Origin of the sequence: Streptomyces armeniacus, from assembly GCF_003355155.1 — a bacterium.
GTDB classification, from domain to species: Bacteria; Actinomycetota; Actinomycetes; order Streptomycetales; family Streptomycetaceae; genus Streptomyces; species Streptomyces armeniacus.
On record NZ_CP031320.1, the window covers coordinates 1,558,562 to 1,580,500 of the forward strand.

The 21,939-nt window shown below is 72.8% G+C and carries 16 protein-coding genes and 2 pseudogenes; 4 read left to right on the plus strand and 14 right to left on the minus strand.

The annotated features are described in order from the left end of the window. Positions 1-72: 72 nt before the first annotated feature. Positions 73-738, minus strand: a complete 666-nt coding sequence (locus DVA86_RS06855; RefSeq protein ID WP_222623292.1) for a response regulator — start codon at positions 736-738, stop codon at positions 73-75. A gap of 474 nt (positions 739-1,212) precedes the next feature. Between DVA86_RS06855 and DVA86_RS06860 the strand changes: the two genes are divergently transcribed. Next, the gene (locus DVA86_RS06860) at positions 1,213-3,174 is read left to right on the plus strand and encodes an HAD-IIIC family phosphatase (RefSeq protein ID WP_208876604.1); all 1,962 of its coding nucleotides are present in this window, start codon (positions 1,213-1,215) and stop codon (positions 3,172-3,174) included. A 208-nt stretch (positions 3,175-3,382) separates the two neighbouring features. Here the strand turns inward: DVA86_RS06860 and DVA86_RS06865 are convergent, their stop codons facing one another. Genes DVA86_RS06865 through DVA86_RS06880 form a run of 4 tightly spaced genes read right to left on the minus strand, consistent with a single transcriptional unit; the run spans position 3,383 to position 6,468 of the window. Further along, complete coding sequence (locus tag DVA86_RS06865; protein WP_245996376.1) at positions 3,383-3,643, minus strand: ferredoxin; 261 nt, start codon at positions 3,641-3,643, stop codon at positions 3,383-3,385. Then, the gene (locus DVA86_RS06870) at positions 3,640-4,890 is read right to left on the minus strand and encodes a cytochrome P450 (protein WP_208876605.1); all 1,251 of its coding nucleotides are present in this window, start codon (positions 4,888-4,890) and stop codon (positions 3,640-3,642) included. The genes DVA86_RS06865 and DVA86_RS06870 overlap by 4 nt, the downstream gene beginning before the upstream one ends. 13 nt (positions 4,891-4,903) lie before the next feature. Further along, positions 4,904-5,674 (minus strand): AfsR/SARP family transcriptional regulator, encoded by a 771-nt coding sequence (locus DVA86_RS06875; RefSeq protein WP_208876606.1) that lies wholly within the window; start codon positions 5,672-5,674, stop codon positions 4,904-4,906. Beyond that, entirely contained in the window at positions 5,671-6,468 is a 798-nt protein-coding gene (locus DVA86_RS06880; protein WP_245996377.1) for a thioesterase II family protein, read from the minus strand. The genes DVA86_RS06875 and DVA86_RS06880 overlap by 4 nt, the downstream gene beginning before the upstream one ends. A gap of 645 nt (positions 6,469-7,113) precedes the next feature. Between DVA86_RS06880 and DVA86_RS06885 the strand changes: the two genes are divergently transcribed. Continuing rightward, the gene (locus DVA86_RS06885; RefSeq protein WP_222623293.1) at positions 7,114-8,109 is read left to right on the plus strand and encodes an SGNH/GDSL hydrolase family protein; all 996 of its coding nucleotides are present in this window, start codon (positions 7,114-7,116) and stop codon (positions 8,107-8,109) included. A 21-nt stretch (positions 8,110-8,130) separates the two neighbouring features. Here the strand turns inward: DVA86_RS06885 and DVA86_RS06890 are convergent, their stop codons facing one another. The 8 genes and pseudogenes from DVA86_RS06890 to DVA86_RS36255 all read right to left on the minus strand — a co-directional run. Beyond that, the gene (locus DVA86_RS06890) at positions 8,131-9,231 is read right to left on the minus strand and encodes an alpha/beta fold hydrolase (protein WP_208876609.1); all 1,101 of its coding nucleotides are present in this window, start codon (positions 9,229-9,231) and stop codon (positions 8,131-8,133) included. Then, complete coding sequence (locus DVA86_RS06895; RefSeq protein WP_208876614.1) at positions 9,228-9,950, minus strand: 2-oxo acid dehydrogenase subunit E2; 723 nt, start codon at positions 9,948-9,950, stop codon at positions 9,228-9,230. Before DVA86_RS06895 ends, DVA86_RS06890 begins: the two co-directional genes overlap by 4 nt. A 192-nt stretch (positions 9,951-10,142) precedes the next feature. Continuing rightward, a complete protein-coding gene (locus DVA86_RS06900; RefSeq protein WP_208876616.1) occupies positions 10,143-10,370 on the minus strand; it encodes an acyl carrier protein in 228 nt (75 codons plus the stop codon). 125 nt (positions 10,371-10,495) lie between these two features. Then, the gene (locus DVA86_RS06905) at positions 10,496-11,527 is read right to left on the minus strand and encodes a 3-oxoacyl-ACP synthase III family protein (protein ID WP_208876618.1); all 1,032 of its coding nucleotides are present in this window, start codon (positions 11,525-11,527) and stop codon (positions 10,496-10,498) included. A 126-nt stretch (positions 11,528-11,653) separates the two neighbouring features. Next, positions 11,654-13,285, minus strand: coding sequence for an FAD-dependent monooxygenase (locus tag DVA86_RS06910; RefSeq protein WP_342776410.1), 1,632 nt, complete (start codon positions 13,283-13,285; stop codon positions 11,654-11,656). A gap of 138 nt (positions 13,286-13,423) precedes the next feature. Then, positions 13,424-18,346: a type I polyketide synthase gene (locus DVA86_RS35925; protein ID WP_208876622.1), complete on the minus strand. Its 4,923-nt coding sequence runs from the start codon at positions 18,344-18,346 to the stop codon at positions 13,424-13,426. 6 nt (positions 18,347-18,352) lie between these two features. Then, positions 18,353-20,980 carry an SDR family NAD(P)-dependent oxidoreductase gene (locus DVA86_RS36075; RefSeq protein WP_208876629.1) on the minus strand — a complete coding sequence of 876 codons (2,628 nt, stop codon included), beginning with the start codon at positions 20,978-20,980 and terminating at the stop codon, positions 18,353-18,355. Positions 20,981-21,133: 153 nt separating this feature from the next. After that, positions 21,134-21,289, minus strand: a pseudogene (locus DVA86_RS36255) (hypothetical protein); the annotation flags it as partial. Between the two features lie 48 nt (positions 21,290-21,337). Here DVA86_RS36255 and DVA86_RS35190 point away from each other — a divergent pair. Further along, positions 21,338-21,463, plus strand: a pseudogene (locus DVA86_RS35190) (IS630 family transposase); the annotation flags it as partial. Here the strand turns inward: DVA86_RS35190 and rpmG are convergent. Next, complete coding sequence (rpmG, locus tag DVA86_RS06930; protein ID WP_208876633.1) at positions 21,460-21,624, minus strand: 50S ribosomal protein L33; 165 nt, start codon at positions 21,622-21,624, stop codon at positions 21,460-21,462. The pseudogene DVA86_RS35190 and the gene rpmG sit on opposite strands and share 4 nt — an antisense overlap. A 46-nt stretch (positions 21,625-21,670) precedes the next feature. On the opposite strand from rpmG, the gene rpmB reads away from it, so the two are divergent. Continuing rightward, positions 21,671-21,907: a 50S ribosomal protein L28 gene (rpmB, locus tag DVA86_RS06935; protein WP_208876634.1), complete on the plus strand. Its 237-nt coding sequence runs from the start codon at positions 21,671-21,673 to the stop codon at positions 21,905-21,907. The last annotated feature ends 32 nt before the right edge of the window (positions 21,908-21,939 follow it).

Sequence of the window (21,939 nt, forward strand, 5' to 3'; positions counted from 1 at the left end):
GCTCACATCCGCGTACGTGCGGGCGTGCCGCGTCACGTGGTGGCCGTACGCCGCCCGCCACCTGCCCCCGGTTCACGTGTCGTCGCACAGGCCCGCCTCGAAGGCGAGCAGTCCCGCCTGCGTGCGGTTCGCGCAGTCCAGCTTGACCAGCAGCCGGGACACGTACCCCTTCACGGTGGCCTCCGTCAGGTGCAGGCGCTGGGCGATACGGGCGTTCGACAGCCCCTCGCCCAGGCACTTGAGGACCTCGGTCTCCCGGTCCGTCAGATCCTCGACCAGCCCGTCCCGGCGCTTCTCGGCGCGCTGCCGCTCGCCAGCGGCGACCAGCAGCCGCTGCGTGGCGGCCGGGGACATGACCGTGTGCCCGTCGGCGGCGACCTGCACGAGCCCGACCAGGTCCTCCGGCGGCGTCGACTTCACCAGGAAACCGGACGCCCCGGCGCGCATGGCCCGCAGCACGTAGCTGTCCGCGTCGAACGTCGTGAGGGCCACCACCACCGGCGGTTTGGGCAGGGCCGCGATGTGCTCGATGGCGGTCAGCCCGTCCACGCCCGGCATCCGCAGGTCCATCAGCACCACGTGCGGGTTCAGCCGCAGCACCGACTCGACGGCCTCCGCGCCGTCGTGTGCCTCACCGACCACTTCCAGCCGTTCGGCCGCGCCGAGGATCGTACGCAGATGCGCGCACACCATCGGCTCATCGTCAACCACGAGCACCCGGATCAACTCTGAACCCATCGTGCCAGGTCCGCCCTTCACCAGCATTCAGCGCGATCGACAAGCAGCAGAGAGTAGTTCTCGCAGCAGACTACCCCCGCCGTACGACAGACACCGCCCCGCGCTCCCGGCAGCCGCGGCGCACTGTCCTACGGCCCCGCGCGTGACCGTGACCGCTGGTAGTCCCACGATCCGTGACTTTGGCCCCTGGACAGCCACCCACCCAAGCCAGTCCGGCGTTTGAGGGCGGCCGGGGGCGGCCCGGCCTGTCAGTGGTCCGGCTACCTGTGGCCCAGCACACCGCCATCGTGGCCGGGGACCGTCCTCAATCGCCGGACGGGCCGGGTTGTGCGGGCCTCTCCGCGTGGCCGCGTCGCGCCGTCGCGCGGCGAAAGAGCGAGGCAAGTTGAGGCTTAGGGACGGCGCGGATCATTGTCCCGAATCCGTATCGAGCAGGTGCAAGAGCCTCGATTCCGCCCTGGGGAAGGTCTGCTGATGACAACGTCCGACACGCCCTCCGCCGCCCCGGCCGCCCCCGCCGCCCCTCCGGTGACCGCTTCGGCGGACGCGCGGGCGCAGGACCGGCTGCGCGCGCTGCACCGCGCCGGGCAGCTCGCCGAGCGTTACCCCGAGGTCGAGGCCCTGCTGGCCGACCTGCCCGCCGAACGGCTGCCGCAGGCCGGCCAGTTGCTGTCGCGCGTGGACGCGGACGAGGTGCTGCGCCACCATCCGCGTACGCCCGTGGTCGGCGTGGCCGTCACCGGGCACGGCACCCTCGCCCCGCTCGTGCCCGCGCTGACGGCCGAGACGGCGCGGCACGGCATGCTGCTGCGCCCGTACGTGGCCGACTTCGGCGGCTACGTCTTCGACCTCTCGGACCCCTCCCGTCCCCTGCACGCCGCCGGCGCGGACCTCGTCCTGTGCGTGCTCGACCCGATGGCGGTCCTCGACGAGCTGCCGACACCGTGGCAGGTGGCGGACGTGGAACGGACGCTGGAGGAGAAGGTACGACTCTGGGACGGGCTGGTCGGCCGGTTCCGCGCGGAGAGCCCGGCGACGCTCGTGCTCAACACGCTGCCGCTGCCCCGCCGTTTCACCGCGCAGCTCGTCGACCACCGCTCCCGCGCGGTCCTCGGCGCCGCGTGGCGCGAGGCCAACGCCCGGCTGCTGCGGCTCGCCGAGGCGCACCCCTCCCTCGTCGTACTGGACCTCGACCCGCTGATCGCGGACGGCGGCCCGGCGTCCGAGACGCGGCTCAGCCTGTACGCGAAGAGCCACCTGTCGGCCGGCCTGCTGGCCGCGTACGCCCGCGAGATCGGCCATCTGGCCCGCCACCTGGCCGGACGTACGAAGAAGGCGCTCGCCCTGGACCTGGACGGCACCCTGTGGGGCGGCGTGCTCGGCGAGGACGGGCCGGAGGGCATCGAGGTGGGGGACGGCTACCGCGGCGAGGCGTTCCAGGAATTCCAGCGCACCGTACGGCAACTCGGCTCACAGGGCGTCCTGCTGACCGCGGTCAGCAAGAACGACCTCGAGCCCGTACGCAAGGTGCTCGCCGACCACCCCGGAATGGTCCTGCGCGAGGAGGACTTCGTACGGGTCACGGCGAACTGGCGGCCGAAGCCCGACAACATACGGGAGACCGCCGAAGTGCTCAATCTCGGCACGGACAGCTTCGTCTTCCTGGACGACAGCCCCTACGAGTGCGGGCTCGTACGCCGCGAGCTGCCCGAAGTGGCCACCGTACGGCTCGACGAGGAGCCCGCCGAGCATCTGGAACGGCTGCTGCGGGACAGCTGGTTCGGCGTCCGCGAGGTGACGGCGGAGGACCGCTCGCGGCCGAGCCGCTACCGCGACGAGAGTGCCCGCGGCGACTTCCTGCGCTCCTTCGACTCCCTCGACGACTACCTGCGGGAGCTCGGCGTACACGTGCGGCTGGCCCGTATGGAGCGCGCGGACGTGGGCCGGGTCGCACAACTGACACTGCGCACCAACCAGTTCAACCTCACCACCGTACGGCTGCAGCCGGCCGAGGTGGAGGCACTGGCCGACGACCCGGACGCCCTGGTGCTCACGGTGCGCAGCGGCGACCGCTTCGGCGACAACGGGCTCGTGGGCGCGCTGCTGCTGCGCCGCGACGGGGACGTCTGCCGGGTGGAGAACATGCTGCTGAGCTGCCGCGTGTTCGCCCGCGGCATCGAGCAGACGTGCATGGCGACGGTGCTTCGCCGAGCCCGCAAGGCCGGGTTCCGGGCCGTGGAGGGGCGGTACCGGGAGACGGCGAAGAACGGCGGGGTGCGGGAGTTCTATCCGGAGTGCGGGTTTGGGCGGGCGGACGGGGGTGGCGCCGACGCGGGTGGCGGCGCGGAACTGGCCTTCCGCCACGACCTGGCGGACGTCCCGGCACCCCCGGACCACGTCTCCCTGACCCTCGCCCTGAACGGCGGCCTGCTCTAGTGGCCGCCTTGGCGATCGGCCCCAACCGCCCCGGCCCGTCCGGCACTTGAGGGCCGGAGTTCACCGGGCTGCGGGGGCCGTTGTGGTGCACGGCCGTCCTCAAGCGCGCCGGACGGGCTCGCGGGCAGGGCCCTTCGGGGAGATCTGGCGGTCTCCTCCGAAGGGCCCCTTCGCGACGCGCGTAGCGTTTGCCTGGTGCCGGTCGGTGTCAGTCCTCGGTCAGGGACAGGGCGCGGGCCGGGCACCACTGGATGGCGTAGCGGACCGTGGCCTCGACCTCCGGGCCGGGAGTGTCCGTCAGGAGCACTACGCGGCCGTCCTCCTCGCTCTGGTCGAACACGCTGTCCTCGTTGAGGACGCACATGCCCGAGCCGACGCACCGTTCCCGGTCCGCGGTGATCCGGAGGCCGGCGGTGCGGCCCGTACGGCCCGTGTCGCCCGTACGGCTCGTGCGCTCCCCGGCCGTCACGCGTCGCCCCAGGCGACGGGCAGTTCGTGGACGCCGTAGATGCTGGCCGTGTTCTTGAACTCCAGCTCCTCCAGCGTGACCGCGAGCCGCAGGTCCGGGAGGCGGCGGAAGAGCGTGTTGAACACGATCTCGAGCTCCAGCCGTACGAGGTTCTGGCCGAGGCACTGGTGGATGCCGAAGCCGAAAGCGACGTGGTGCCGGCCGCCGCGTGCGAGGTCGAGGCTTTCGGGGTCGGGGAACATCGCCCCGTCGCGGTTGCCGCCGCTGAGGAGCGCGATGACGCCCTCGCCCTTCCTGATGGTCTCGCCGCCGATCTCGATGTCCTCGGTGGCGACCCGGGAGCCGCTGACGATGTCGGCGATGCTCCAGTAGCGCAGCAGTTCCTCGATGGCGCGCGGGGCCATGGAGGGGTCGCTCTTGAGGAGTTCGAGCTGCTCGGGGTGCTGGAGCAGGCCGAGGGTGCCGAGCGAGATCATGCTGGCGCTGGTCTCGTGCCCGGCCATGAGCATCAGCATGGACAGTCCGAGCATGTGCTCGTGGTCGTAGATGCCCGCCTCGCGGTACTTCACGACCAGCCGGCCGATCATGTCGTCGTCCGGCGGGTTCTCTTCCTTGCGGGTGACCAGCTTGTCGATGTAGCCCATCAGGTCCAGGAAGGCGGTGACCCGTTCCGGCATGTCGTACTTCCGGTCGAGGATCACGTGTGTGCGCTTCTCGAAGAAGTCGTGGTCCTCGTACGGGACTCCGAGCAGGCCGCAGATCATCCGGGACGGCACGGGCAGCGAGAGCAGCTGCACGAGGTCCACGGGTGATCCGACGGCGAGCATGTCGTCGATGCAGTCGTCGACGATCTGCTGGAGCAGGGGACGCATGGAGCGGAAACGCTTCACCGTGAACTCGTTGATCAGCATGCGCCGGTGCACGGTGTGCTGCGGCGGGTCGAGGCCGATCAGCGAGTTGTTGATCTTCCCCAGGAGGGCGAGTGTCTTGGGATCCATCTCGGCGAGCATGGGGTAGCCCGGCTGCATCCGGTCCACGCTCACTCTGGGGTCGTTGAGGATCGTCCGCACATGGTCGTGGCCCTGGATGAGCCACGCGGTCTTGCCTGTCGGCAGCGTGACCCTGGAGACGGGCTTCTCCTCGGCGAGCGCGACCTGGCCCGGTGCGGGGTGCATCGGGCAGCTGCGCTGCATCGGGAAGTCCGGGGGAGTGGTGGTCGCGGTGCTGGTCGCGACGGTGTCATCCATGATGATCCTGTCGTTAGACGGCGGCTGCGAAGTCGAGCTGGTCATCGGCGGTGAGAATGGCGTGCTGGAGCTCCTGGAGGGCGCGGCACGGCTCGAGGCCGAGCTCCTCGTGCAGGGTGCGGCGCGCGGCCTGGTAGACCTTCAGGGCGTCGGCCTGCCGCTCGGAGCGGTAGAGCGCGAGCATCAGCTGGCGGTAGAACGTCTCGCGCAGCGGGTTCTCGGCGGTCAGCGAGTACAGCCGGCCGACGAACTCGCGGTGCCGGCCGATCTCGAGCTGCGCGTCGGCGAGCATCTCCAGGCACTCGAGGCGGGCTTCGGTCAGCCAGGTCACGAAGCCCTCGACGATCGCGCCGGCCCGCAGGTCGCCCAGGACCGGCCCGCGCCACAGGCTCAGGGCGCTCTCGAAGCGCTCCGCGGCCTGTTCGAAGCGGCGCTCCCGCATGTCCGCGCGGCCCTGGTTCATGAGCTGCAGGAAGATGTGGAAGTCGATCTCGTCGGCGCCCTTGCGCAGTTGGTAGCCCGGCGGCTGGGTGACGATGGGGTTGTCGAGCTGGCATCTGCGTTGCAGGAATTTCCGGAGCTGCGATATGTAGACGTGCAGCCCGGCGGTCGCCCGCCGCGGCGGCTGGTCTCCCCAGATCTCGGCCGTGAGCTGGTCGCGCCCCACCACCTGGTCCGAACGGATGAGCAGGACGGCGAGCACCGTCTCGATCTTGCGTGCGCTGATGGAGGAGTGGCTGTCGCGCTCGGTCACCCTCAGCGGCCCGAGAACCTCGTACTTCATGCTGTGTTCCCCTCGAGTGTGTTGACCGCCGGCGTCGGGTCCAGGGCGGCGGTGACGACGTCGGTCACGTCGTCGCGCCGGGCGTCCAGATAGAAGTGGCCGCCCGGGAAGACCCGCAGATCGAACGCCCCGGTGGTGTGCTCGGCCCAAGCGGCCGCCTCGTCGCTGGTGGTCTGCGGGTCGTGGTCGCCGACGAGTGCGGTGATCGGGCAGTCCAGTGGCGGCCGGTCTGCCCAGACGTACGTCTCGATGGCCTTGTAGTCGTTACGGGTGACGGGGAGGATCTCGGCCAGCAGCTCCCGGTCGTTCAGGAAGCTGGGGTCGGTGCCCCCTACCTTGCGGAGCTCGGCCACGAGCCCGTCGTCGTCGCGAAGATGGACCCTGCCGGGGCCGCCGGGCCGCCGGCGCGAGGGGGCGCGCCGACCCGACACGAACAGCCTGGCCGGTCCCTGTGCCGCCCGTTCCCTGAGTCGCTGCGCCACCTCGTACGCGAGGACGGCGCCCATGCTGTGGCCGAAGTACGCCGCGCTGTCCGCGCCCTGGCGTTCAAGGGCGTCGGCGATGTGGTCGGCCAGCCGCGGGATGCTGTCGACGAGCGGTTCCCGCCGCCGGTCCTGCCGGCCCGGGTACTGCACTGCCAGCACTTCCGTCCGTGGTGCCAGCGCCTGCGAGAAGGGGTAGTAGTAACTCGCGGAACCCCCCGCATGCGGAAAGCAGACCAGGCGATTGCCACCCGGTAAGCCATGGTGGAATCGCCTGATCCATATTTCTTCTGCCCCCGATGATGATGTCACTGTCCCGTTCCTTCGATCGGAATGCTCTGCATTCGCAAAGCGTCATCATGAATGCTCTCGGCATTTTTCGGATGCCAATCGGATGGTGCGAGACTAGAGAGCCGCTAGGGCCGCGCAACACCCCTAACCGGGACCGGACAACCCCTAGTGTCCGCGATCTTGTGCTGGGGTCGGCGTCGAATCCGGTTCCCCGCAGGGGTTACGCGAAAGTAACCCGTCTTTCCTTCGCGGGATGTCCGTACGCGGAGGGGAATCGGGAATTCCAGTTTCATTCCCGATGGGTCCGCATTGCCGCCCGTGCGCCGCGTCGTCGCTCGTCAGAGCCCGTACTCGTGAGTTCGGGATAAGTTCCCCGGCGCTTTCGGGTGTGCGGCGGATATGTCAGCCGCGTTAATTCTCCGCGCTGTGACACTGCCCCGCGCGGTTCTGAACCATTCCCGGCCGGAAGACCATACGACGAAAGTTGGTCATCCGATCGCGCGACACCGACCTTCGTCGGGCCGGGGTGACCGCTTTGGGTGCTACCGGCGCCCGTGCCGGTTGTGATCAACTGGTCTGCGGCACACGTGCGTTACGGGGAGGGGAGCGTCGTTGAGCGACGGCGGAGGCGGGGCAAGCGGACGGGTGGCGAGGCGTCAGGTCACCGTGGGCGTCGTGCTGTTGGCCGCCCTGGGCCTGCTGGTCGCGGGCGTCTTCGCGGTGCCTTCCTGGCGCTGCGAGCTGACGGGCTGTGAGAAGCCCAGCCGTTCCAAGGAGCGCCCGAGCGGGCCCGCCACCCGGACCATCAGCCCCCAGGCCGCCGCCACCAGGGGCGGTTACGTCGCCCTGGGCGATTCGTACTCCGCCGGCGTGGGCGTGCAGACCGACGGCGACGGAGACGACGACGGGAAGGGCGCGGACGAGGAGTGCCTGCGGCACGCCGCGGCGTTCTACCACGACGTCACAAGGGCGTTCAGGTTCCCCGGCGGCTCCTCGTTCTGGGCCTGCAGCGGCGCCACGACCACCGAAGTGCTGAAGGGGAAGGACGGGCGGCTCCCGCAGACGGACCGGGTCAGCGCCAAGACCAGTCTGGTGACGCTGAGCATCGGCGGAAACGACGCCGGATTCACCAAGGTGCTCACCCGCTGCCTGGCGGAGGTGCTGATGGGCAGCTGCCGCGGCCAAGGCGACGAGATTGCCGAACGGCTGGACGAGCTGGCGAAGTCGCTGCCCGAGGTGATCGGACGTATCACCGCCCGCGCGCCGAACGCCCGCGTGCTCGTGGTGGGTTATCCGCGCATGTTCTCGGACGATCCCAAAGACGGCGTGGCGACCATCAGCGAGGACGATCAGCGATGGCTCAACGAACGCACTCGCGAAGTCGATAACGTCATCAAGCAAAGCGCCCGCAATGCCGACCGGAAGCTCGTCAAGGCGGGAAAGCGGGGGAGCGTCGAGTTCATTGACGCCTACAACGCATTTGACGGACACGAAACCGGGACTTCACAACCGTATGTCAACGGGTTGAAGTTCAATCTGCGCGCCCTGTCCGCCGAATCGCGGAGTTTCCACCCCACCGAGAAAGGCCACCGGGCGCTGGCCAGGCTGGTCACCAAGCAGATCAAGGAAGGGCCGGGCAGGCCGTTCGTCGTGAAGTCGTGAGCCCGCGGCCCGTCGGGCCCTTCAGCCCCGTGCCCGCGCCCCCGGAGCGGCCAGCCGCCGCTGGAGCCGTCTGGCCCCCAGCAGCAGGCCCAGCGCGGCGCTCTGCGGCCCGCGCACGCCCCGTATCTCGAACAGCGAGCGCAGGCACCACAGCTGCGTCTCCGCGACGTGCCGCGGCGAGCCGTGCACGTCGTCGTGCACCAGCAGCCGTACGTCCTTCACCCGGCGCGGCAGGGTCGCGGCCTCCGCCGCCGGAATGATCTCGTCCCGCGAGCTGGCCACGTACCGCAGCGGGATGTCCAGCGCCGCCAGCTGGCCGTCGGTGAGCGCGAGTTCGGCCAGCCCGCCGCGTACGTCCGCCGGCTCCCGGCCGCTCATGTGCGCCAGCGTGTCGACGGTGACGCGCGGAATCCGGTCCTGCCAGGCCGCGTCCGTGAAGAACTCCGAGACCGGTGCCCCCGTGGTGACGACGCCCCGTATCCTGCTGTCGTCCACGGCACAGCGCAGCGCCATGTGCCCGCTGAAGCTGAGCGTCATCGCGTACGTCTGTGACACGTCGGCCCGTTCGCCGACCGCGTCCAGCACCGAGGACAGCATCTGCCAGCTCTTGCCGCCGTAGCGCAGGGTGTTCTCGCCGACGCCGGGCAGCTCGGTGACGACGCCCGCCATGCCGAGCCGCCCGATCCGCGCCAGCACCGGACCCCACTGCTCCTTCACGGACACGATGCCGCCCATGACGACGAGCAGCGGCCGCGGTTCGGCCGCGGACAGCCCGCTCGTCCAGCAGCGGACGCGGCCGTCCGGCAGGTCCAGATCCAGCCGTTCGACACCGGGGTGCGCGGCCCGCCACACGTCGAACGCCTCGGCGCAGCTGTCCTGCGCGCGCTGCCGCCCGGGTCCGTCGACGTACGGAAAGCGGGCCATGGCGTAGTGCCGGCACGCCTCCAGGTGGCGGCCGCCGTCGCGCAGCGCGTCGCCCGCGCGCGTCCACTCGCCGGCCCAGGAGCCGGTGCCGTCGCCGGCGTCGGTGCGGATACGGGCGAGCAGCTCCCGGTAGCCCTTGATCTTCTGGCTGCGGGCGTGGACGATCACGAACTGCTTGAGTTCGGCCAGGTCGTTCACGGTGTCACCGCTTCCCGGGCAGCGGACAGGCCGGAAGGATCGTCGTCCGGACCGTCGTCCGGCTCCGGCGTGAACTCCTCCAGACGTTCCTTGACCCCGGTGAGTACGTCGGCGGCCTCCGCTCCGTCGATCACCCGGTGGTCGAAGGTCAGGCTGAGCCGCATCAGCGGCGCCGTGGTCAGCCGCCCGTCCCGTACGGCGGGCCGCTCCGCGACCTGTCCGAGGCCGAGCGTGACGGTCGTACCGCCTACCGAGTGGAACCCGTCGACCGGCCGGTGCCCCAGCGAGCTCACCGCGAACGTGCCGAACACCTCGGCCCGCCGCCGCAGCGGCCGTACGCCCAGCCGGTACAAGAGCGCGCCCAGCGGCGCCGGCAACCGGTGCAGCGCGCGGGCGCCCGCGAACTCCGGCATGACGGCCGGGTCGCCGTCCCGGAAGTGGTCGATACGACGCTGGATTCCGGCCAGCGTGGACCGCTCCAGGCCGGGGAGTACGGCCGCCAGCACCACCCGTTGCCCGTCGAGTGTCTTGTCGAGGGCGAGCTTGCCGCTGACGCCGGGGTAGCGGGCCACGCGGGGCCGCAGCCGGCCGCGGACCGCCGCGTTGGCCTCCGGGTGCTCGGCGAGGGTACGGGCGGCGGCGTGCAGCACGTAGGCGACCAGGGAGTACGGGCGGCCGTGCGGGCGCATCGCGTCCCGGTGCCGCTGTACGCGCGTCATGTCGACGTCGGTGTCGAGGAAGACGGGCGCGAACGGCCGTATCTCCGCGAGGAAGTGGAGCGTGTGGCGGCGCTGCCGGGCGAGCGGGCGGGGCGGCCACGCGAGGGCCGGTGCCGGTGGCCGCGCGGGGGCCGGTGCCGGTGGCCGCGCGGGGGCCGGTGCCGGTGGCCGCGCGGGGGCCGGTGCCGGCGCTCACGCGGAGGCCGCCAGCGCGTAGATGTCCTCGAGGCTGGACGCCTCCAGGGCGTCCGGCAGGGAGATGCGCTGCCCGGTGCGCTGTTCGAGCGCGGACAGCAGCGCCAGCATGTGCATCGAGTCCCAGGCGGACACCTCGTCCAGGTGCCGGGAGGCGTCCTCGATCGTCACCGGCAGGCCGAACTCGTCCTGCAGCAGCGTGATGAAGTCGTCGAGCGTGTTCACGAAGCGGTACCTCCGCGGGCGGTGGTCGGTCGGGCGGTCGGAACGTCTTCGGCCGGAACCATTGCGGGCGCACCGATTGCGGGCGCACCGATTCCGGGCGCGGAGCGAAGGCGGGGGACGCCGTGTCAGGACTTCTCCAGCGCGAATCCGGCCTTGATCCACTTGCTGGACTCGACGGCGATGCCCAGCGCCCGGTCGCCCTCGGTCAGTTGCGGCAGGGCGGCCTCGAGCTGGAAGAACGGCAGGGCGTTGCCCGTGTTGCCGGTCTCCACGACGCACGTGATCTCCCGCGCGCCGGGCAGGTCCAGGATCTCCGCGATGTGCGCGGTCATCCGGCCGGACAGCTGCGGCGGCAGCAGGTAGTCGATGTCGCCCTCGCTCCAGTCCAGTTCGTCGAGCAGCTCGTTGAGGATGTGCACGGCCATCTTCGGCACGGACTCCTCGATCGCCTTGTAGTCCTCGCTGAGCGGCTGCCGTCCGCTGTCGCGGTCGCCGCGCCCGAACCACTCCACGATCTGCCCGGGCGCCCGGTTCAGCCCCACCAGCCGGTGGAACACGTGCCGTACGACGACCGAGCCCGGCGCCGGCTCCGTGCTCAGCACCAGCGCGCCCGCCCCGTCACCGAACAGCACGCCGTTGACCTGCTCGGCGGTGGGCAGGTCGTTCGGGTTGACGTTGAGGTCCGTGTGCTTGGCGCAGCTGTCCGCGCCCAGCACGAGCGCCGTACGGTACCGGCCGGACCGCAGCATCTGGTGCGCCACGTCGAGCGCCTGCACGGCGCCGCTGCAGCCCGACTGGAGCTGGTACGTGGGCACTCCGTCGATGCCGAGCCGTTCCGCGATCATGTTGATGGTGGCGGGCATCAGCCGGTCCGGCGTCGAGGTGCCCATGACCATCAGGTCCACCTCCCCGGCCGCGAGCCCCGCGTTCGTCAGGGCGCGCCTGCTCGCGGCCTCGCCCAGGTCGGTGAGGGTGTAGCGGAGTTCGCCGGTCTCCAGGTCGAGGGAGAAGTGCCGGGTGCGGGTGCCGATGAAGGTGTCGATCCACTGCTCCCAGACGGGGGACATGTGGAACCGGTGGGTCAGAGCGGCGTTGTCCACCGGCGGGCCCGGAAGGGCCGTGCCGACAGAGCGGATATGGACCTCGGGGCCGTTCATGCTGATCCCTCCCGGTACGGGCCCGTGCGGGCCCAGGACAGGTCGAGGACCGGCACGGACGTCCGCGCCGGTGCCTCGCCTTCATCGTCAGCCGCGCCTCTAAAGTGGCCCTAGCCCACCCCTAGCTCATCCCCGTCCCACCTGCGCGTGCGCGTCCCCCGCGGCGGCCCCGTCCGTCTGCTCCGGCCCGAACCACCTGGTCAGGGCCGCCCGCAGGCCCGCGTCGCCGCTGCCGTCCGTGGCCCACGCCACTCGCCCGTCGGGGCGCAGCAGGAGCGCCGACGCGCCGATACGGGATGTGGGTCCGGCGGTGATCACGTCGACGCGGTCCGCCCACCCCGCGCAGGCCGCCGTACGGAGGCCGCGGCCTGACAGGTCGATCAGCACGCCGCGGCCCGTGCGGAGTGCCTCCGTCGTGCTGCCGCTGCCGCTGCCGCTCCCGCTGCCGTCCGCCGTCTCCAGCGGCACGCCGCCGATCCGGTGGCCGGTCAGCGGGTGGGGCGGCGCGTCGGCGGCGTCGGCGGACGCGTCCGCGGCGGCCTCCCTCCCGAGGGCCTCCAGCGGGTAGCGCACGTCGAGCGCGCCGACCAGCTTCACCAGCCGCTCGTTGACCTCCGGGATGCCGATCAGCTCCGTCATCAACTCGCGCAGCGGGGCGACGTCCTCCATCGGGTGCATGAGCGCCGTCTGCGCCCGCGTCGAACGGCAGGCGCGCTCGCCCACCGGGTGCCGCTCGGTGTGGTAGCTGTCGAGCAGGCCGTCCGGTGCCCGGCCGCGTACGGCGGCGGCCAGTTTCCAGCCGAGGTTGACGGCGTCCTCCAGGCCTGTGCTGAGGGCCTGGCCGCCGAGCGGGAACTGCACGTGCGCAGCGTCGCCCGCCAGGAACACCCGGCCCTTGCGGTAACGCTCCGCCTGCCGCGTCACGTTGAACCAGCGCGCCAGCCAGTGCGGCTCCAGCTGCGCGAACTCCAGGCCGCTCAGCTGCTTGATGTTCGCGGCCAGCTCCTCCACGGTGACCGGCGCCTCGCGGTCCGGCGCCTCCACGCCGAACGCGCCCGTGGACACCCGTACGGTGCCGGGACCGGACGGCGCGACCGTGAACAGCCCGCCCGGGTACTGGTTCGTGCCGAGGTGCTGGAACAGCGCGTCGGTGGCCACCAGGTCGCCGGTGAGCCCGTAGAACGGCGCGTCCGTCCCGGGGAAGGCGATGCCCGCGAGGCGGCGCACCGTGCTGTCGGTGCCGTCGCAGCCCACGACGTAGGGGAAGCGCAGCGACTCCTCGCCCGCGCCGGCTGCTCCGCTCGTACGGACGCGTACGTCCACGCCGTCGCCGTCCTGCGTGAGCCCGGTGACCTCGCGGCCGCGGAGTACGCGGGCGCCGAGCTTGACCGCGTGCTCCTCCAGCCGCTGTTCGAGCATCGACTGCGGGACGGCGAAGTTGTATTCGCGGCGCTCGGACAGCCGCGTCGGGTCCAGCGGCAGGTGCGCGAACTGCGCCTGCGGCCACTCCAGGCCGTCGCCGCGCAGCGACTCCATGATGCCGCGGGCGGTGAGGAGTTCGACGACGGTCGGGTTGATGGCCATGCCGAGCGATTCCGTACGGGGCTCGGGAAGGCGTTCCAGTACGACGACCTCGACTCCGGCCAGGCGCAGCTCGCACGCGAGCATCAGACCGACCGGGCCGCGGCCGACGACGGCGACCTCAGCACTCATGGTGGGCTCCTTCGGTGGTGTTGTGGTTCGGGTGTGGCTTCTTATCGGTCGTCAGGCGGCCACGCGGCCACGCGGTCACGCGGCCACGCGGTCAGGCGGTCAGGCGGTCAGGCGGCCACGCGGTCAGGCGGTCAGGCGGCCACGCGGTCAGGCGGCCGTCAGCCGGGCCGTCCGGCCTGGGTGTCATCGGCGGATCGCCGTACGCAGGTGGTGCGCGAGGGCCGCCGGGGTCGGGTGGTCGTAGACCGCGGCGGGCGTCATCTCGATGCCGGCCGTGCCCAGCCGGCTGCTGAGTTCCAGCGCGGTGAACGAGGACAGGCCCAGCTCCAGCAGGTCGCTGTCGGGCGACAGCTCTGCGGGCGCGGCGAGGCCGAGTACGGCGGCGGTGTGCCCGCTGACCAACTCCAGGAGGATCTCCAGCTGTTCGGCCTCGGACGCCTCCGCCAGGCCCGCCAGTACGGACGTGTCCGGCGCGCCGCCGCCCGCCGCGCCGAGGACGTCGCGGGCCTCCGGTACGTCCCGGAACAGCGCGGCGGCGCGCTCCGCGGCCGCGAGGGGGATGAGCCGCGGCCAGTCGGGGTCGGTGACGGCCAGCGCCCCCGTGCCGCCGGAGCCGGTCGCGTGGCGCAGGACGGCCATGGCCTGCCCGGCCCGTACGGTGCCCAGGCCCAGCAGGTGCATCAGTCCGGCCGCCGAGTCCTCGTCGGGCGCGGGGCCCGGTCCGGCGAACGGTGCGGCGTCGGGCGCGTCGTCCGGTCCGGCGCCCGGCGTGCCGTCCGGTGCGGCCCGCTCCGGGACTTCGTCCTCCAGCGGCCCCCAGGCGACCGAGAGCGCGGGGAGGCCGCCGGCGCGGCGCCGTTCGGCGACCGCGTCCAGATACGCTCGTGCGGGCGCGCTGTTCCCGCAGCCGGGCAGGCCGAACACGCTGTCGGCGGAGGAGAACAGTACGAACGCGGCCAGGTCGCGGTCCGCGGTGACCTCCTCCAGGTGCCGTACGGCCCGTACGGTGTCCGCCAGCCGGCGGCCCAGCGCCGCGGTCTCGGCGGGCCCGGCGGGGCCGTCCGGTACGGCGGCGTGGACGACGCCGGTCAGCGGGCGGTCGCCGGGGACGGCGGCGAGCAGCGCGGCCAGTGCGGCGCGCCCGTCCGGACCGGCGGGGTCGCAGGCGGCGACGGTGACCTGGGCGCCGCGCTCCGCCAACTCCCGTGTCAGCGCGTCGATGTGCGGCCCGGACATGTCGCCCGAGGCCGTCGTCAGCAGCAGGTGTGCGGCGCCGTGGGCGGCGAGCCAGCGGGCGGCGTGCGCGCCGAGGCCCGAGGTGCCGCCGGTCACCAGCACCGTCCCGTACGGCTGCCAGCCGGCGTATGCGTCGTCACCGTCGTCGGGGGTGAGCGGCGCGGAGACCAGCCGGCGCGCGTACGTGCCCGACGCGCGCACCGCCAGCTGGTCCTCGCCGCCCGCTCCCGTGCCGCCGCCGGAGAGGACCGCGGCCAGCCGGTCGGCCGTACGCGGCTCCAGCACCTCCGGCAGGTCGACCAGCCCGGCCCAGCGCTGGGGCCGTTCGGCGGCCAGTACCGGCACCAGGCCCCACAGCGCGGCCCGTACGGCGTCGGGTGCCGACGGCGCCGGGTCGGCGCGGTGCACGCGGGCCGCGCCGCGCGTCACGGTCCAGACGGGAAAGCGGAGTTCCGCCGCGTCGAGCGCCTCGGGCAGCGCGGCGGTGAGCGCGAGCGGGGGCGGGGCGCTGTCGTCCCCGTCCGGGAGTGCGCCGGTACGTTCCCCGGCCCCGCTGAGGACCGGCATAGACAGCACGCCCGCCACCGGGCCCGAGGCGGCGGCCTTCCGCAGCCGTTCGGCGAGCCGCGCCGGGTCGGCCGCGTCGTCGGCGCCCAGCGGTACCGGCTCGATGCGGGCGCCGCGTTCGGCCAGCGCGTCCAGTACGTCCGTCACCGCGCCGCCGTCCGCGTCTTCCGCCGGCAGCAGCGCCAGCCAGGTGCCGGACAGCGGCCCCGCGGGCTGGATGTCCGTGACCGGCCGCCATTCGGTGCGGTGTCCCCAGCGGCGCTGCCGCCGCCAGGCGGAGAGCGAAGGCAGCACCGCCGCCAGGGCCGTACGCAGCTCGCCGCCCGCGCCGCCCGCGCCGCCTACTCCGAGCGCGTCCGCGAGCCCGTCCAGGTCGGCGCGTTCGACCGCGCCCCAGAAGCGCGACTCGCCGGTGCCGCCCGCGCCCTCGTCCGTACGGCCCGTGGCGGGCGTGTCGAGCCAGTAACGGGCCCGCTGGAACGGGTAGGTGGGCAGGTCGACGCGCCGTGGCCGCCGGTCCGCGAACCACGCCTGCCAGTCCGGGGCGTGCCCCGACAGATGCAGCTGTGCGAGCCCGGCGAGCACCGTACGGAGCTCGGGGCGGCGCGCGCGCAGCAGCGGTACGAGGGCCGAACGCGCCCCGCCGGGCTCCGCGTTGAGGCACTCCTGCGCCATGGCGGTGAGCACGGCGTCGGGGCCGAGTTCCACGTAACGGGTGACGCGCTGCTCGTGCAGCGCCCGTACGCCGTCGGCGAAGCGGACGGTGCCGCGGACGTGCTCCGCCCAGTACGCGGGCGAGCACAGCTCCTCGGGCGTGGCGAGCCGCCCGGTCACGTTCGACACGACGGGGATGCGCGGCGGGTGGAGCGTCAGTTTCCCGACGACCGCGCGGAACTCGTCCAGGATTCCGTCCATGTGCGGTGAGTGGAACGCGTGGCTGACCTTGAGCTGCCGCGTACGGTGCCCGCGCTCCCGCCACTCGGCGGCCACGGCGAGCACCGCGTCCCGGTCGCCCGAAAGGACGGTGGCGGCCGGGCCGTTGACAGCGGCGACAGCCACCGCGTCCTTCCGCCCGGCCAGCGAGTCCCGTACGTCCGCCTCGGGCGCGCGTACCGACACCATCGCGCCGCTGTCGTCGGCGCTCTCCATCAGCCGCCCCCGGGCGCCGACGAGCGCGCACGCATCCTCCAGCGACAGCACGCCCGCGACGTGCGCCGCCGTGACCTCGCCGATGGAGTGCCCGGCCAGGAAGTCCGGGCGCAGGCCCCACGACTCGGCCAGCCGGAACAGCGCGGTCCCGACCGCGAACAGCGCGGCCTGCGCGTACGTGGTCCGGTCCAGCAGCCCGGCCTCCGGGCTGCCCTCGGGCGCGAACACCACCTCGCGCAGCGGCCGTTCCAGCTCCGGGTCCAGGGCGCGGCACACCTCGTCGAAGGCGCCCGCGAACGCGGGGAACGCCGCGTACAGCTGCTCGCCCGTCCCCAGCCGTTGGCTGCCCTGGCCGGTGAAGAGGAACGCCAGCTTCCCGCCCCGCGCCGCCTCGCCCCGCAGCACCGCCGGATGCGGCTCGCCCGTGGCGAGCGCGCCGAGCCCGGCGAGGAACCCGCCGCGGTCGTCGGCCAGGACGGCGGCACGGTGGGTGTGCTGGGCGCGGCCGGTGGCCAGCGTCCAGCCGACGTCGGCGGGCCGCAGGCCGGGTTCGGCCTCGACCCGGGCCCGGAGGCGTACGGCCTGGTCGCGGAGTGCCTGCGGGGTCTTCGCGGAGAGCAGCCAGGGGAGGGGGCCGCCGGGCTCCGCCGTCTCTTCCGGGTCGGTCTCGTTCCCCGGCTCGCCTTCGGCTTCGGCGGGCGGCGCCTCCAGGATGAGATGCGCGTTCGTGCCGCTGATCCCGAACGAGGACACGGCGGCGCGCCGCGGCCGGTCCGTCTCGGGCCACGGCTGCGGGTCGGTCAGCAGTCGTACGGCGCCCGCGTCCCAGTCGACGTGCGGTGTCGGCTCGTCCACGTGCAGGGTCCTGGGCAGTTCGCCGTGCCGCAGGGCCTCGACCATCTTGATGACGCCCGCGACGCCCGCGGCGGCCTGGCTGTGCCCGATGTTGGACTTGACCGACCCGAGCCAGAGCGGCCGGTCCGCGGGCCGGTCCTGTCCGTACGTCGCCAGCAGCGCCTGTGCCTCGATCGGGTCACCCAGTGTCGTACCGGTCCCGTGCGCCTCCACCACGTCCACGTCCGCCGCGGTCAACTGCGCACCGGACAGCGCCTGCCGGATCAGCCGCTCCTGGGAAGGCCCGTTCGGCGCGGTGAGGCCGTTGCTGGCGCCGTCCTGGTTGACGGCGCTGCCGCGGATGACGGCCAGTACGGGATGGCCCTTCTCCCGCGCCGCCGACAGCCGTTCGAGCAGGACCACGCCGGCGCCCTCGGCCCACCCGGCCCCGTCCGCGGCCGCCGCGAACGACTTGCAGCGGCCCTCCGGCGACAGCCCCCGCTGGCGGCTGAACTCCAGGAACACGCCGGGCGTCGCCATGACCGTCACCCCGCCCGCGAGCGCCAGGTCGCAGTCACCGGCCCGCAGCGCGTGCGCCGCCTGGTGCAGCGCCGCCAGCGACGACGAGCAGGCCGTGTCCAGCGTGACCGCGGGCCCTTCGAGCCCGAACGTGTACGCCACCCGGCCGGACGCCACACTGCCCGCGCTGCCGTTCCCCAGCAGCCCCTCGAAGCCGTCCGGCACGTCGTGGAACAGCCGCGCGCCGTAGTCCCCGTACATGACACCCGCGAAGACACCCGTACGGCTGCCGCGCAGCGAACCCGGGTCGATGCCCGCCCGCTCGATCGCCTCCCACGAGGTCTCCAGCAGCAGCCGCTGCTGCGGATCGATCGCCAGCGCCTCGCGCGGGCTGATGCCGAAGAACGCCGCGTCGAACCGGTCGGCGTCGTAGAGGAAGCCGCCCTCACGCGCGTACGTCGTGCCCGTACGCTCCGGATCCGGGTCGTACAGCGCGTCCACGTCCCAGCCGCGGCCCGCCGGGAAGTCCGACACGGCGTCAACGCCGTCCACGACCAGCTGCCACAGCTCCTCCGGGGAGCCGACACCGCCCGGATAGCGGCAGGCCATCGAGACGATCGCGACGGGCTCCGGGCGGCCCGACTCCAGCTCCAGCACCCGCTGCCGGGTGCGGTGAAGGTCCGCGGTGACCCACTTCAGATAGTCGAGCAGCTTCTCCTCGTTCGGCTTCGGCCCGCCCGTCGTACGCGGTGCGTCCGGTGTGTCCGGTGCGTCCGTGCCCGCTGCGTCTGCGCTCGGCATCCAGCATCAACCCCGTTCTGCGAGTGGGGAGTCGGCGGCCATGTCACAGGCCCGCCCCAGTCCCTTGTCGATGAATTCGAAGATCTCGTCGGCCGTCGCCGACTCGATCCGGTCCGTCACGGACGACGGCTCGCCCGCCGCCGCGTCCGGCGAACCGTTCAGCTTCGCCGCGAGGCTCTGCAGCCGCGCCGCCGCCCGCGCGTGGTCCGCGTCGTCCGGTACGAGGCCGAGCAGCCGCTCCTCCAGCCGGTCCAGCTCGGCGAGCAGCGTGTCCGACGCCGTACGCGGCCCGCCGTCCGGAGCCACACGGCCGCGCAGATACGCGGCCAGCGCGGCCGGCGTCGGATGGTCGAAGACGAGCGTCGCGGGCAGCCGGAGCCCGGTCGTGGAGTTGAGCAGATTGCGCAGCTCGACGGCCGTGAGCGAGTCGAACCCCAGGTCCTGGAACGCCCGGTCCGGATCGACCGCCTCGGGCGAGGCGTGCCCGAGGACGGCGGCGATCTGCGTACGTACGGTCTGCAGCAGCAGCTCCGTCTGCGCCGCCTCGTCCAGCCCTGCCAGCCGCTGCCCCAGGGGCACCCCGGCGGCCGCGCGCCGCGCGGGCATCCGTACCAGCCCCCGGAACAGCACCGGCAGCAGCCCCTTGCCCGCCATGGCCCGCAGCGCCACCTGGTCCATCCGCGCCGGCACGAGCAGCGGGCCGCCGGTCCTGGCGAGGGACGCGTCGAGCAGGGCCAGGCCCTCGTCGGCCGTCATCGGGACGACGCCGTTGCGGGACATCCGGCTGCGGTTGCCCTCGTCGAGGGTGGCGGTGAGCGCGCTGGTGTCGGCCCAGAGGCCCCAGGCGAGCGACGTGGCGGCCCGGCCCTGTGCGTGGCGGTGGTGGGCGAGGGCGTCGAGGAAGGTGTTGGCGGCGGCGTAGTTGGCCTGGCCGGCGCTGCCGACCGTGGCGGTGACGGAGGAGAACAGCACGAACGCGCTGAGGTCCTTGTCCCGGGTGAGGTCGTGGAGGTGCCAGGCCGCGTCGACCTTCGGACGCAGGACGGGGTGCAGGCGTTCGGGGGTGAGGGAGGTGAGGGTGGCGTCGTCGAGGACTCCGGCGGTGTGGAAGACGGCGGTGAGGGGGCGGCCGCCGGGTATCGCGTCCAGTACGCGGGCGAGGGCGTCGCGGTCGGCCGTGTCGCAGGCGGTGATGGTGGCGCGGGCGCCCGACTCTTCGAGTTCGGCGCGGAGTTCGGCGGCCCCGGGCGCGTCCGGGCCGCTGCGGCTGGTGAGGAGCAGGTGCCGGGCGCCGTACCGCCGTACGAGGTGACGGGCGAGGAGCGTGCCCAGGGTGCCCGTGCCGCCGGTGATCAGCACGGTGCCGTCCGGGTCGAGCCGCACCGGCTCCGCTTGCCGCTCCGTCCGCTGCTCCGTCTGGTGCCCTGACTGCTGCTCTGGGCTCGCGCGTACGAGACGGGGCGCGTGAGCCGCGCCCTCGCGGAGGGCGAGCTGCGGTTCGCCGTGGGCAACTGCCGTTGCCAGGGCGGCGGGCAGCGCGTCCCACGACGCGTCGGCCTCGTCCACGTCGACCAGGAGCAGCCGGTCGGGGTTCTCGTTCTGGGCGCTGCGGATCAGACCCCACACGGCGGCGGCCGCCAGATCCCGTACGTCCCCCTCCGCGGACGCGGCGACCGCGCCGCGCGTGAGCACGACCAGGCGGGAGGCGGACAGCCGGTCCTCGGCCAGGAAATCCTGTACGAGGCCCAGCACTTCGGCCGTCGCCGCGTGCGCTGCCGCGACGGGGGCCGTGCCGTCCGCCGCGGAACAGGGCAGGAGGACGAACCCCGGCACGGAGGCCGCTTCCGCTTCGGCCTCCGTATCCGCCTCCGCTTCGGCGGCCTTGACCAGATCGGGCAGGCCGGGGTGCGAGGCCACGGGGACGCCCGTACGTTCCAGCGCATCCACCAGCCGGGCGTGCAGGCCGTCGGCGGATCCGGTGCGCAGGGGCGCGAGTACGGCGAGCGGCCCCTCCGCCGTGCCGCCCGCCGCACGGGGCAGCGCGGTCCAGTCCACCTCGAACAGCGCGTCGCCGAGCGCGTCCGCCGCCCCGCCCAGCCGGCCGGGGTCGATCCGCCGTACGGCCAGCGACTCCACGGAGGCCACGGGCGCGCCGGAACCGTCGGTGAGGGAGAGGGACACGCTCCCGGACTCCGTACGGTCCATCCGTACGCGCAGCCCCGTCGCACCCCGCGCGTGCAGCGTCACGCCGCTCCACGAGAACGGCAGCCACACGCCGGGCCCGGCCGCGGGATCGACTGAAGGACCGGGTGCGGGATCGGCTGCGGGATCGGCTCCGGCCGGTTCGGGCTCGTTGCCGGGGCGTCGCGCGTCGCCGAGCGTCATGGCATGGAGCGCGGCGTCCAGCAGCGCGGGGTGGATGCCGAACCGGTCGGCGTGGCCGTGGTGTTCCTCCGGCAGCGACACCTCGGCGTACGTCACGCCCTGCTGCTGCCAGGCGGTGTGCAGGCCCTGGAACACCGGGCCGTAGTCGAGACCGCCGGTGGCCAGCCTCGTGTACAGGTCCCCGGTCGGGACCCCTTCCGCCTGTGCGGGCGGCCAGGCACCGTCCGGCACCCGCGATGGAGCGGGCACATCCGCCGGAGCAAATTCCCGCAGGAAACCTTCGGCATGCCGCGTCCAGGGGTGAGCGCCTGCGTGCCGTTCCTCGCGCTCGCCGTCGGCGGGCCGGGAGTGGACGGTGAGCGAACGCCGGCCGGTGCCGTCGCCGTCCTCGGGCGCGTCGACACGTACGTGGATCTGCACCCCGCCCCGGGCTGGGAGGACGAGCGGCGCGTGCAGCGTGAGCTCCTCCAGATGAGTACAGCCGGTGTGGTGGGCGGCGTGGAGGGCGAGTTCGACGTAGGCGGTGCCGGGGAGGATGACGGTGTCGAGTACGGCGTGGTCGGCGAGCCAGGGGTGGGTGTCGAGGGCGAGCCGTCCGGTGAAGAAGACATCCGTGCCTGGATCACCGCATGGAACACCGACCCCAAGCCCTACGTGTGGACCAAGACCGCAGACGAGATCCTCGAACGCCTCGCCAGCTATCTGAACAGAATTCCCGACTCAGAAGACTAGCGCTCTTCTCGGAAGGTCACATGGCGGTTGGCGACGGGGTCGAACTTGCGCAGCCGCAGCCGGTCGGGGTTGTTCCGCCGGTTCTTGCGGGTCACGTACGTGTAGCCGGTGCCGGCTGTGGAGCGGAGCTTGATCACGGGACGCAGGTCGTTACGGGGCATGGGTGCTACCATACAGAAACGGTTTCCATTTTCATCAGGAGGTAGCGTGTCCGCCCACTGCCAGCTGACAGGGCGCCGGCCCGCGTTCGGCAACCGCATCTCGCACTCCCACTGCCGCACGAAGCGGCGGTTCGACCCGAACATCCAGACCAGGCGGTTCTGGCTGCCGAGCGAACGCCGCTACGTACGCCTCACGTTGAGCACCAAGGGCCTGAAGTCCGTGGACACGCTCGGCATCGAGGCGGCGGTCGCCCGCATCCGGGCCCGGGGGGAGCGCGTCTGATGGCCCGGCGGGGCAAGAGCGTCCGCGTCTGA

What these genes read in the sequence shown, in the direction of transcription:
- DVA86_RS06870 (WP_208876605.1), bottom strand. Translation starts at nt 4,890, where the DNA reads ATGGATGACACCGTCGCGACCAGCACCGCGACCACCACTCCCCCGGAC.
- DVA86_RS06895 (WP_208876614.1), bottom strand. Translation starts at nt 9,950, where the DNA reads ATGACGCGCGTACAGCGGCACCGGGACGCGATGCGCCCGCACGGCCGC.
- DVA86_RS06875 (WP_208876606.1), bottom strand. Translation starts at nt 5,674, where the DNA reads ATGAAGTACGAGGTTCTCGGGCCGCTGAGGGTGACCGAGCGCGACAGC.
- DVA86_RS06860 (WP_208876604.1), top strand. Translation starts at nt 1,213, where the DNA reads ATGACAACGTCCGACACGCCCTCCGCCGCCCCGGCCGCCCCCGCCGCC.
- rpmG (WP_208876633.1), bottom strand. Translation starts at nt 21,624, where the DNA reads ATGCCCCGTAACGACCTGCGTCCCGTGATCAAGCTCCGCTCCACAGCC.
- DVA86_RS06905 (WP_208876618.1), bottom strand. Translation starts at nt 11,527, where the DNA reads ATGAACGGCCCCGAGGTCCATATCCGCTCTGTCGGCACGGCCCTTCCG.
- DVA86_RS06855 (WP_222623292.1), bottom strand. Translation starts at nt 738, where the DNA reads ATGGGTTCAGAGTTGATCCGGGTGCTCGTGGTTGACGATGAGCCGATG.
- DVA86_RS35925 (WP_208876622.1), bottom strand. Translation starts at nt 18,346, where the DNA reads ATGCCGAGCGCAGACGCAGCGGGCACGGACGCACCGGACACACCGGAC.